Genomic DNA, 11891 nt, shown 5'->3' on the forward strand with positions numbered 1-11891 from the left:
GATTATGGCGAAAGAAATACTGGTGTCCTATGGCATCGACGTCGATGCCGTCGCGGGCTGGCTCGGCTCATATGGCGGGGAAGACAGCCCTTGCGACATCTCTCGCGGTGTATTCGCAGGTAAGGTCGGCTCTGTTCGTCTGCTCCGTCTTTTCGAGAAATGGGGTATCAAGACCACGTGGTTTATCCCCGGACACTCGATCGAGACATTCTGGGATGAAATGAAGCAGGTCGCCGACGCCGGACACGAGATCGGCATGCATGGCTACAGCCACGAAAACCCCATCGCCATGACGCCGGAGCAGGAAGAAGCCATCTTCGACAAATGCGTCGATCTCATCACCAAGCTTTCGGGAAAGCCGCCCCGCGGCTATGTGGCTCCATGGTGGGAATTTGGCTCCAAGACCAACGAACTGTTGAAGCAAAAGGGCATTCTTTACGATCACTCCTTGATGCACAACGACCACCATCCCTATTACGTGACCGTTGGAGACGAGTGGACGAAAATCGATTACTCCAAGCATCCTTCGCACTGGATGAAGCCGTTTACCCAAGGGCCGGAAACCGATCTGATAGAGATTCCGGCCTCCTGGAACCTCGACGATCTGCCCCCGATGATGTTCATCAAGGCCGCCCCCAACAGCCACGGCTTCGTCAACCCACGCGACCTCGAGCAAATGTGGATCGACCAGTTTGACTGGGTCTACGAGAACTACGATTACGCCGTCTTTCCGCTCACCATCCATCCGGATGTCTCCGGCAAGCCGCATGTTCTCAAAATGCATGAGCGCATCTTCGAACACATCCGCCAGTTCGACGGGGTGAAATTCGTTACCATGGAGGAAATCGCCGCCGATTTCGCCAAGCGATATCCACGCAGCGGCACGGCGCGTCCAAAGTCGTAAAGGGAGGTTTTCCATGTGCGGCCTGTGCGGTGCGCTTGGCGCAGCCGATCATTGGAGCAGTGGCGGTCGCGGCGTTACAAGCGCGACGCCCGCTGCCGAACGTTATCGACAGGCCAGCGCCGTCAATATGATCCTTGATCATTACGGTCTGCGATTGAAGGTCTGGAACGATCGCTATGTTCTCCAAGGCCGCACCGGCAAAAGCGCGGTCGTGGACCATATCGGCCAGCTTTGGCCACTTGCCGAGGCCTTCGCGGGCGTCGAGATCGACCCTCTCGATCCCGCTCTCATGTCTAAGGTGGGGGTCGCCTGATGAACACTGGCGCGCAGCAGCCGATCGTCGTCAATATTCTGACCGGATTTCTCGGCGCCGGCAAGACGACTCTGCTCAACGCATTGCTGTCCCGCCCCGACTTTTCCGATGCCGCAGTCATCATCAACGAGTTCGGTAGCATCGGTCTCGATCATCTTTTGGTCGAAACGATAGAGGATGACACGTTGCTCCTGCAGAGCGGTTGCATCTGTTGCACCATCCGCGGCGATCTCAAGCAGGCAATCCTCTCACTGTTCGAGAAACGTCAATCAGGTCGCATAGGCCCCTTCTCCCGACTGATCATCGAAACGACAGGACTTGCCGATCCAGCCCCGATCGTCGCAACTCTGACCGCAGACCTGATGCTGAAATATCATTTCTCCATGGGCAATATCGTCACAGTCGTAGAGGTGCCGAATGGGCGGCACAACATCGGCACCTATACCGAAAGCGCTCGACAGGTCGCCGTAGCGGACCGGCTCGTCATCACGAAATCGGACATCGCCGGACCCGAGGCTACACAGGAGTTGATCTCCGCCATATCGATAATGAACCCAACGGCCAGCATCGAAATCTCCGATCCGTCGAACGCGGCTGCAAGCCTGATCTTGACTGAGGATATCCATGACCTTACAGCCCGGCCAGCCGATGTTCGGCGTTGGATAGCTGCGGAGCGATATCACGATCACGCACATACAACGGTTCAAAACGTCAACATGCATGGAGCAATTCGCTCCGTTTCAGTGACCACGCATAACCCGATTTCATGGCCACGCTTCTCGACATGGCTCTCCTTGCTCGTCAACAGGCATGGCGAGAAGTTACTCCGCGTGAAGGGTATCATTGCCGTCGAAGGGCACAGTACGCCAGTTGTGATCCACGGTGTCCAGCATCTCATTCACAAGCCCGTCCATCTTTCCGAATGGCCAGATGGCGCTAAAGGGTGCGTGCTCGTCTTTATCACAGACGGTGACATCGGTGATATCGCCCGGTCATTCTCGGCTTTTGTCGAGGCAGCACCGGATGCCGGTTCAGAGATTTCATCAAGCCGTTCGCATTCATAACAGGCCCGCGCCTGCTGAAATATCGCGATGCTCGACCAAACTGCAGGGCGCTTCGTCGATATGATCGACAGGTGGTGAAACAGCGATCATAGTGCCGTACTATTGGACATCTTCGGCACCAATCGGAAAGGTCGGCAATCATATTGGCTTCGCTCGCGACGAGTTTGGCGCCGCTCAAGGCCCAACGGACGGAATTTTCGCATCACGCGCATTGGGAAGGGTAGACCGATGAAGACGAGATTTTTGGCGCAAGCCTTTGTTGCATTCGCTTTGTTCACCCCCGCTGCGATTGCCCAGCAGGCATCCGACATCGTGGCTCCGGAGAAAGCCACCAGGGTTGCGACGGCCCAACGCGTCGAGGCGAAGAATTTCATGGTGGCAGCGGCAAATCCGCTTGCAGCCGAAGCAGGCCGCGATGTGATTGCAAAGGGCGGCAATGCGATCGATGCGATGGTGGCAGTGCAGACTGTTCTTGGTCTTGTGGAGCCGCAGAGTTCGGGTCTGGGCGGCGGCGCATTCCTGGTCTATTACGACGCCAAAAGCGGAAAGCTCACCACATTCGACGGCCGGGAGACGGCTCCGATGGAGGCCACACCAAAGCTTTTCCTGGACGAAAGCGGCCAACCACTCAAATTCATGGCTGCGGTTGTGGGCGGCCGATCCGTTGGTACACCGGGAACGGTCCGCCTCCTGGAAGAGGTGCATAAACGCTACGGGAGAGCAGATTGGGCTGGCCTGCTGGAACCGGCAACGACGTTGGCGGCAAACGGTTTTCAGGTATCGCCTCGACTTGCTTCCCTCGTTGCATCCGAAGGCGACCGCCTGAAGACTTACAAAGATACGACGGCGTATTTCTTCGACAAATCCGGGGCTGCCCTAAAAGCAGGAACGCAGTTGAAGAACCCGGCCTATGCCGAAACTCTCGCACTGCTTGCTGACGGTGGCGCCGACGCTTTCTATAAGGGGAAGATCGCCGAGGCCATCGTGAAGACTGTACGAGAAGCGGCAGGCAATCCCGGCGTTCTTTCGCTGGCCGACCTCTCCAACTATCGCATCATCGAACGCCAACCGGTGTGCTTCACCTATCGTGCTTTTGATGTGTGCGGGATGGGGCCACCATCCTCCGGCGCAATCGCCGTCGGCCAAATTCTGGGCGTGTCGGAGCATTTCGATTTGAAAGCCCTGGGTTCTGAGAATGTCGAAAGCTGGCGCATCATCGGCGACGCGCAACGCCTTGCCTTCGCCGACCGCGAGAGGTACGTCGCCGACACGAGTTTCGTGCCGCTGCCCATCAAGGGCCTGATCGACAAGTCCTATCTCGGCGAACGAGCTAAGCTACTGGATGGTGACAAGGCGTTGACCAAAGATGAGGTCAAAGCTGGCGAACCGGGATGGGACCACGCATTCCTGTTCGGCAAGGATGCGGCTCTCGAATTGCCCTCTACGAGTCATTTCGTCATCGTCGACAAGGAAGGCAACGTCGTTTCCATGACGACGACAATCGAAAACGGCTTCGGGTCGCGATTGATGACGAACGGCTTCCTGCTGAATAACGAAATGACGGATTTCTCTTTCAAGACACATGATGGTGGCCTGCCGGTCGCCAATCGCGTAGAGCCGGGCAAACGACCGCGCTCATCGATGGCGCCGACGATCGTGATGAAAGACGGCAAGCCGCTGCTGGCCATTGGTTCGCCGGGCGGCAGCCAAATTATCGGTTATGTCGCACAAGCCCTGATTGGCTATATTGACTGGGGTATGCCGGTCGAAGCGATTGTAGCCCAGCCTCACCTGATCAATCGGTTCGGGACCTATGATCTTGAGGCTGGGACAAGCGCAGAAGCGATGGCCGAACCCTTGACCGCCTTGGGCTACGAAGTGAAGGCAGGTGAGATGAATTCTGGTCTACACGCAATCGAAATCACCCCGAACGGCCTTGTCGGCAGCGCAGATCCGCGCCGCGAAGGTATCGCTGTAGGCGAATAGGGACGACCTTAGAAGTATCGTGCCAGATAGCGAATGGTACTCGAACACCATCCGCTATCTGCTCTCACCCAACGACCCTGCTGGTCAAATCAAGTCGCGGTCGAAACGTTCGTCCCACTCACGCGTCTTGACCAGCGCGCCATTTTCGAATGCCGACAACTCGCCTGACAGATAGAACGTATTCTCGTCAGAACGCATTTCCGTGCGGCTCTCGATTCTGATCCGCCACCCGTCACGGCCCATCTCATAGGCCTGGGTAAGCACATATTTCGCCGACAACGGATCGTCGTCCTTGATCGTCAGCTCCCTGCGGAGACTGTGACTGAGTTGGGTGTCAATTTCGTCAAAGCGGATCACGCCCTCTCCGAACAATCCGCCGACGCCCTCGGTTATATAGGTGTTGATCCCGGTTTCGTGATCCTGCTCGGTGCAACGCCGAACGGTGCCCGAATCTACTTGCGTCGTCGGGGTGAAAGGCCCATGAGCAGGACTTTCGAAACTGACCGGCGACACCTCAGACCGCGCGCGAACTGGCAGTTCGAGTGTACTTTCGGCGACAGAGACGCTTAAGGTCGCATCATAGGGCGATGGCCAAACCATTGGCCAGTAGGCCGTGGCGATGGCAAGTTGCAAACGGTGGCCTTTGGCAAAACGATATCCGCAATCGTTTAGCTTGATTGTCACATCATAGAAGCGGCCTGGCTCGAGCGCTCTTGGCTCTTCGTGGCTATCGCGATGTGTCAGATTGAATACCTGATAGCTGACGCGAGTCACACGGCCATCCGGCAGGACATCGTTCAGGCGCAGCGACACTTGCGCGACAGGGCAGTCTGCGGCAACGCGCAGACGCACGACCGGAGTGCCCAGCACGTCAAAATCGTCCTGCAACAGATCCGTTTCGAACACCAGTGCGCCGCCATTATCGAGCCGCTGATCCGTCGGATGCTCGCCGGCGCAACCTGTCGCCATCCATTCGCCACCAGCCTTTCCGTGACTTTGCGGCGAGCGGATCTTGAGTGTCGCCGCTTCTCCTCTTTCGGTCCCCAGCGTATGGTGAGCCCCGAAATGGAGTGGCTTGATTGAGAAATCGGGCGATGGCCATGTCGCTTCGCCAACCCAGCGGCCTTCGGTTGATATCCGTGTGCCGGTCGGCTCGATGCTATCGCTGACGAAGGCTCGCATCATGGGTTCTTCCATGATGCCCGTATCTTTGCCCTTCAGCCACTGATCCCACCAACGCGTTGCCTCTTGCAGAAAGCCGATGGCAGGGCCTGGAACGCCATCCTGGGGATAGATGTGTCCCCATGGGCCGATAATAGCACGACGAGGCACCTGCAGCTTTTCCAAAAGCCTCGAAACGGGATTGGTATAACTGTCTGCCCACGCTCCAATTGCCAGCACAGGGCACTGGATCGCGCTCCAATCCTCGCAGACAGAACCGTGCTTCCAGTAATCGTCATAGCGCTGATGTTCGAGCCAAAGAGCCGGAAAGAACGGAAGACTATCGAGCCGTTCGAGCCAACGTTCACGCCAGACATCGCCAACGATCTTAGGGTCAAGCGGGCGACCCTGGTACGCCAGCATGATTGTGCCCCACCACAAATTGTCGTTGAGCAACAGACCGCCCATGTAGTGAATATCATCGGTATAACGATTATCCGTAGAGTAGGCTGTAATGATCGCCTTCAATGCAGGAGGGCGACGCGCGGCGACCTGCAAACTGTTGAAGCCACCCCAGCTCTTGCCCATCATTCCGACATTGCCGCTGCACCAGGGCTGGTGTGAAATCCACTCAATGACTTCAAGAGCGTCATCCTGCTCCTGCTTGAGATATTCGTCAGCCATATGCCCATCGGATTCACCCGTGCCGCGCATATCGACGCGAATGGCCGCGTAGCCTTGGCTGGCGAAATAGCCGTGCATGGGCTCATCTCGTCCGCGAGTCCCATCGCGTTTGCGGTAGGGAATATATTCGAGAATGGCTGGCACCGGCGATCGATCCGCATCGTCCGGCAGCCACAGGCGTGCGCCAAGGCGCGTGCCGTCGCTCAAGGGAATCCAGATATGTTCTTGAACATGCACAGTCATTTTCAAATATTCCAGTCAGATCAGATGCGCTCGCAGGTAACCAGCGCGAAAATTACAAATCCCCGACGGCGATGCTGGATCGCCGCCGTTTCGATCATGCGGCGGAGATGCTTCGCTTTGAAAGGACGTCATCAAGCCAGTCGCGCCGCAGTTCCGGCACGGAGGTGATAAGTTGCTCGGTGTAGGGCTGGTGGGGCGGCGCAAAGACGTCTGCGGTGGGACCTGTTTCAACGATCCGGCCATGCTGCATCACCATCGTCCGATCAGCAAGCCTGCGAACCACGCCCAAATCATGGGTGATGAACAGGTAGGAAACCGAGAGTTCATCTTGCAATGAACGCAGCAATCGTAAGATTTCCTCTGCCACCAGCGGGTCCAGCGCCGACGTCACCTCATCGCAAATGATAAGATCAGGACGGGCTGCCAGGGCTCTGGCGATACAGACACGCTGCTTCTGCCCGCCGGAGAGTGCCTTTGGCAGGCGCTCGGCAAAGTCTCTCGGCAGTCCGACAAGGTCCAGTAAACGCTCGACCTCCGAAGTTCGCTCGTCATCCGTCATCTTGAAATAGAAGGTCATCGGACGGCCGATGATATCGCCAACCGTTTGGCGAGGATTAAGGGCAACATCGGGAAGCTGGTAAACCAACTGAACCCGGCGAAGCTCTTCCCGGCTCCGTTTCTTGTAACTGTCGGCAAGCCGGTGACCGGCAAGAGAAACCACGCCCGAAGAATGGGGCGGCAAACCTGCGATAACGCGGGCGAGCGTGGATTTCCCCGAGCCGGATTCTCCGACAACGGCCAGCGTTTCGCCGCGGCGCAGTGTCAGATGAATATTGTCCAGAACCTTCTTTCGTCCGTAATAGGAGGTCACATCACGCACCTCAAGCAGGACCTCACCACTCTTGTGGTGCGCGTCGTGCCCCGACATGGTTGTTTCGCGTTCAGAAACTAGCCGCCTGGTGTAATCTTCCTGGGGGTGCTCCAGAATTTGCTCGGCAGTCCCTTCCTCGACCCGTTTTCCATGGCGCAGCACCATGATGCTGTCAGCCACCTGTGCCACGACCGCCAGATCGTGCGTGATGTAGAGCGCAGCGGTGTTATAGCGCTGGATAAGATTGCGTAGCAGGGCGAGAACCTCGATCTGCGTAGTCACGTCAAGCGCTGTGGTCGGCTCGTCAAGCACAATAATATCGGGACGGCATGACATGGCCATGGCCACCATGGCCCGCTGCAACTGGCCGCCGGAGACCTGATGCGGATATCGGCTACCAAAATTGCGGAAGTCGGGAAGTTGAAGCGCTTCGAGCAATTCCAGCATCCAGGCTTCTGCCTCTTGCCGGTTCATGATGCCGTGGTAGAGCGGACCCTCGATAATCTGTTCACCGATCTTCATTGCCGGGTTGAATGCCGCAGCAGCACTTTGTGCAACATAGGCGATGCGTGCTCCACGAACCGCTTCACGTCCGGCACGACCTGCAGTCATCAAAGATACGCCATCAACGACTATCTCTCCGTCGATGATCCGGCAACCATTTCGACCATAGCCCATCGCTGCGAGGCCTATGGTGGATTTGCCCGCCCCCGATTCACCGATCAGCCCTTTGACTTCGCCCTTCGCCAGATCAAGATCGATACCATCGACCAGAACGGCGCCGTTCGGTGCAGCGACTTTCAAGCCGCGGATTTTCAGAACCTTGCTATCGCTCATCGATCCGCTCCTTGAATTGCGCTTCGTCCGGCCAGCAGCCAGTCAGCGACAAGATTGACGCCGATGGTGAGAATGGCGATTGCGGCTGCAGGATAAAGCGGCGCATAGAGCCCATAAAGAATAGCCTGCTGGTTGTCTTTCACCATGCCACCCCAGTCCGCAAAGGGTGGTTGAATGCCAAGTCCCAAAAATGAAAGACCGGCAACAAAAAGAAAGGTGAAGCAGAAACGCAGACCGAATTCAGCAATCAGCGGCGGAAGCGCGTTGGGCAATATTTCCTTGAATACCAGCCATAACAGGCCTTCCCCACGCAAGCGTGCCGTTTCGGCATATTCGAGAACATTGATACCCTGAGCGACGATACGCGCCAGGCGAAATACACGGGTGGAGTCTAGCAAGGCAATGGTGACGATAAGGACTGGTATGGACGAACCCAGCGCCTGCAACACGACAAGAGCCGAAATCAACACGGGAATGCACATGACGGTATCGACGATGCGCGAAAGAACGGTATCGAGCCAGCCGCCGAAGATGGCTGCAATGAAACCAAGCGTGATCCCGATCGTAAACGACAGCAAGGACGCAGCCAGCGAAACACCGATCGACATTTGCGCGCCAGCAAGGATACGCGAGAGCATGTCACGCCCGTTTTGATCAAGACCGAACCAATGTGCAGCCGAGGGTGGATCGAAGGGTGATCCGACGATTTCTTCCTGGCCAAAGGGCGCGATATGCGGCCCGGCCAAGAACAGGATGAGATTGAAAGAAATGATGAAGAGGCCGACCCAGGCGGTCGGGGTAACTGAACGCAAAAATTTCATCGGGCGTGCCTCAGGCGCGGATTGAGCGCGATGGCCGAGACATCGGCAATGATGTTCAAAATGACGTAAGCGGTGCCGAAGACGAGCGCCGCAGCCTGAACCAGCGGCAGGTCGCGCTTGGAAACAGCATCGACCATGAAGCGACCTAGTCCATTATAATTGAAGACAGCCTCGACAAGCACGACGCCGGTAATGAGATAAGCGATGTTGAACGAGACGACGTTGACGATCGGGGCTGCTGCGTTGGGAAGCGCGTGGCGCAGGACAGCACGCTTGGTCCGCAGTCCCTTGAGATAAGCGGTTTCCACATAGGCCTGATCCATCACGGCTAGAACGGCGGTCCGGGTCATCCGCAACATCTGAGCCACGGTCACCAGAACCAGTGTCAGAGCCGGAAGCGTCGTCGCCTTCAGCCAGTCGGCAAATCCCATGCCCGGATAGGTATCCGCCAGGCTTGGCAGCAGATTGTATTGTACGGAGACGAAGAGGATAAGCAGAAGACCCAGAAAATACTCCGGGAGCGACACGAAGGCGAGCGCAACAATGTTGACGGCCCGGTCGAACAGGCTTCCTCGCCAGATGGCGCTGAACAGTCCCAGGACCACCGCGACCGGCACCGATATGACGGCCGCGTAGAAAGCGAGCGCCATGGTATTCCAAAATCTGGGCCACAGAAGATCTGCTACCGGCTGGCGGTTGGCGAGAGAATTACCGAGGTCGCCGGTCATAAACCCGCTGAGCCATGCCAGATAGCGATGCAAGATGGGTTGATCGAGGCCGAGTTCGGTTCGCAAGACCGCGAGAGACTCAGGCGTTGCGTTTTGTCCGAGTATCGCTGACGCCACATCACCGGGTAGAAGCTGTGTGCCGGCGAAAATCAGCGCCGACACGAGCAGAAGCGTCAGAATACCCAAAGCGACGCGCTTCAGGATGAGGATAGTCATTACGCGTCCAACCAGACCTTTTCAGCAAGACGAGCACCCATGAAATTGAACATCGGGTGTGTGGTTACGCCTTTGAGTTTCTTGGAGGTGGCGTCAAGATAATCGCCGAACATGGGTATCATCGCGCCGCCCTCGTTTGATATCAGAGCCTGCAGCTCGGCGTAGATTTCCTTGCGCTTGGCATCGTCCAGAAGCGCACGAGCCTCCACCAGCTTCTTGTCGAAGGTCTCGTTCTTCCAGTGTGTGTCGTTCTGCGCCGAGGTCGACTGGTATGCAATGGTCAGCATCTGGTCGGCGGTTGGGCGACCGCCCCAATAGGACATGCAGAAGGGGGCCTTCATCCAGACATTGTCCCAGTAACCGTCCGCAGGCTCGCGCTTGATGGACACGTCAATGCCACTCTTCGCCGCACTGGTACGGAAAATTGCCGCAGCGTCGACCGCGCCGGAAAATGCTGCGTCGGAGGCGGAAATCTCGACTTTCAGCGTGTCGAGGCCCGCCTGCTTCAGATAGAACTTCGACTTCTCCGGATCATAGGGCCGCTGTGGCAAATCGGCGGCATAAAAGCGGTCGGAACTTGGGATCGGATGGTCATTGCCGATGCGACCGTAACCCCGCAGAGCCGTCTTCAAAAGCTGCTCGCGATCGATGGCGTGCTTGATCGCGAGACGGATATTGTTGTCCGTATAGGGAGCCTGCGTGCAATCCATCAGGAAGGTGAAGTGCTGCCCGCCTGCCGACTGAACGATGTTGAGATTTGGATTGCGGCGCAACAGATCGACAGTCTTGAAGTCAAGTTGGTTGATCGCGTGGACCTGACCGGACATCATCGCGTTGGTGCGTGCAGCAATATCGTTGATAACGATCACTTCGACAGCGTCGACATGAGCGGCATTCGGCTTCCAGTAGCTTGGATTGCGCGTAAAGCGCGAGCGGACACCTGGATCATAGCTTTCGAACACGAAAGGACCTGTGCCGACCGGCTTGTTGAAATCCGTCCAGCCTTCGGGAACGACAAGGAAGTGATAATCCGAGAGGATGTAGGGAAGGTCAGCGTTCCCGCTTTCCAGGACGATCTTGATTTCGCTATCCGAAACTTTCTCGACCGTTTTCAAGGCCGAAGCAACCGATCGGGCCGCAGACGTCGTTTCACCGCGATGGAGATTGATAGAGTAGATTACGTCCTCGACCGTCAAAGCCTTGCCGTTGTGGAACGTCACGCCTTGACGCAGCTTGAACACCCACTCTTTCGCGCCCGGCTGCGCTTCCCAGCTTTCCAGAAGCTCTGGAACGGCGTGGTTGTTCGCGTCGATCTCGACCAGACCATTCATGATCATGAAGGCTTGATTGACCGGAACCCAGTCTTTCAGAATCCGTGGATCGAGATTATCGGTGGTGCTACCTCCTCCGATACCAAGCTTCAGGACGCCGCCTTTCTTGGGTGTCTGAGCATCTTGAGCGTTTGCTTGCGTAATGAAGCCAGCTGAAAGTGCGGTGAGACCGGCTGCCCCGATAAGAAAGCTGCGTCGATCAATCGAAAAAGGGGAGTCAGTCATATCGCGGTTCCCTGTTTTTATCGTAGCCGGTCGTAGGCCGGCTGTCGGGGGTCTGGCCTATCGTACTCAGCGGTTCGGCACTAGAGAGAGAGCCCTTTACGGGGGTATGATTTTTGCGCATGGGGTCATGAAATCAAAGCGTATTTGCTTGTTTGCGAAGCGGAGTAAACGAGCGTGGCCGGAGTGAGCCGGCGTCGCGAAGCCCTTGGACAAAGGGCGACCTACGGAGTGAACACAAATGGGGCTTGCGGACATTGTTGGCCTTGCAGGAGCAATTTTCTATCTCATCGCATATGCTTTGCTGCAGTTGCGCATTCTCAACATCGAAGATGGCCGCTACACTCTCTTGAATGTTCTTGGTGGCGTCCTTCTGATCTATTCATTGATATGGAATTTCAATCTCGGTTCCCTGATATCGCAGGTCGCCTGGCTGATCTTCACCCTCATAGGCTACGCACGCTTCATGTTGGACCGCCGACGCAAGGCTCGACCTCTTCCAGCGTGACA

Annotated in this window: 10 protein-coding genes; 5 read left to right on the forward strand and 5 right to left on the reverse strand. The window is 56.7% G+C overall.

Going from position 1 to position 11891, the window contains the following annotated elements; genetic code table 11:
- The first annotated feature begins 4 nt into the window (after positions 1–4).
- The 4 genes from ACQZ5M_RS13955 (at position 5) to ggt (ending at position 4267) form a co-directional block, all read left to right on the forward strand.
- The gene (locus tag ACQZ5M_RS13955) at positions 5–904 is read left to right on the forward strand and encodes a polysaccharide deacetylase family protein (RefSeq protein WP_296038561.1); all 900 of its coding nucleotides are present in this window, start codon (positions 5–7) and stop codon (positions 902–904) included.
- A gap of 13 nt (positions 905–917) precedes the next feature.
- Positions 918–1217: a hypothetical protein gene (locus ACQZ5M_RS13960; RefSeq protein ID WP_296038560.1), complete on the forward strand. Its 300-nt coding sequence runs from the start codon at positions 918–920 to the stop codon at positions 1215–1217.
- Positions 1217–2281 carry a CobW family GTP-binding protein gene (locus ACQZ5M_RS13965; RefSeq protein ID WP_296038559.1) on the forward strand — a complete coding sequence of 355 codons (1065 nt, stop codon included), beginning with the start codon at positions 1217–1219 and terminating at the stop codon, positions 2279–2281. Before ACQZ5M_RS13960 ends, ACQZ5M_RS13965 begins: the two co-directional genes overlap by 1 nt.
- Before the next feature lie 228 nt (positions 2282–2509).
- Positions 2510–4267: a gamma-glutamyltransferase gene (gene ggt, locus ACQZ5M_RS13970; RefSeq protein ID WP_449080040.1), complete on the forward strand. Its 1758-nt coding sequence runs from the start codon at positions 2510–2512 to the stop codon at positions 4265–4267.
- 84 nt (positions 4268–4351) lie between these two features.
- Here the strand turns inward: ggt and ACQZ5M_RS13975 are convergent, their stop codons facing one another.
- From ACQZ5M_RS13975 to ACQZ5M_RS13995, 5 genes are all read right to left on the reverse strand, one after another.
- Positions 4352–6355, reverse strand: a complete 2004-nt coding sequence (locus tag ACQZ5M_RS13975) for a CocE/NonD family hydrolase (RefSeq protein ID WP_449080041.1) — start codon at positions 6353–6355, stop codon at positions 4352–4354.
- Positions 6356–6449: 94 nt separating this feature from the next.
- Entirely contained in the window at positions 6450–8063 is a 1614-nt protein-coding gene (locus tag ACQZ5M_RS13980) for an ABC transporter ATP-binding protein (protein WP_449080042.1), read from the reverse strand.
- Positions 8060–8884, reverse strand: coding sequence for an ABC transporter permease (locus tag ACQZ5M_RS13985; RefSeq protein WP_296019702.1), 825 nt, complete (start codon positions 8882–8884; stop codon positions 8060–8062). The genes ACQZ5M_RS13980 and ACQZ5M_RS13985 overlap by 4 nt, the downstream gene beginning before the upstream one ends.
- On the reverse strand, positions 8881–9828 hold the full coding sequence (locus ACQZ5M_RS13990) for an ABC transporter permease (protein WP_296080400.1): 948 nt from the start codon (positions 9826–9828) through the stop codon (positions 8881–8883). Before ACQZ5M_RS13990 ends, ACQZ5M_RS13985 begins: the two co-directional genes overlap by 4 nt.
- Positions 9828–11384, reverse strand: coding sequence for an ABC transporter substrate-binding protein (locus tag ACQZ5M_RS13995; RefSeq protein ID WP_296019707.1), 1557 nt, complete (start codon positions 11382–11384; stop codon positions 9828–9830). Before ACQZ5M_RS13995 ends, ACQZ5M_RS13990 begins: the two co-directional genes overlap by 1 nt.
- A gap of 238 nt (positions 11385–11622) precedes the next feature.
- Between ACQZ5M_RS13995 and ACQZ5M_RS14000 the strand changes: the two genes are divergently transcribed.
- Positions 11623–11889 (forward strand): CBU_0592 family membrane protein, encoded by a 267-nt coding sequence (locus ACQZ5M_RS14000; RefSeq protein WP_296075304.1) that lies wholly within the window; start codon positions 11623–11625, stop codon positions 11887–11889.
- Positions 11890–11891 lie beyond the last annotated feature (2 nt).

This window comes from Rhizobium sp. 22-785-1, from assembly GCF_053521965.1.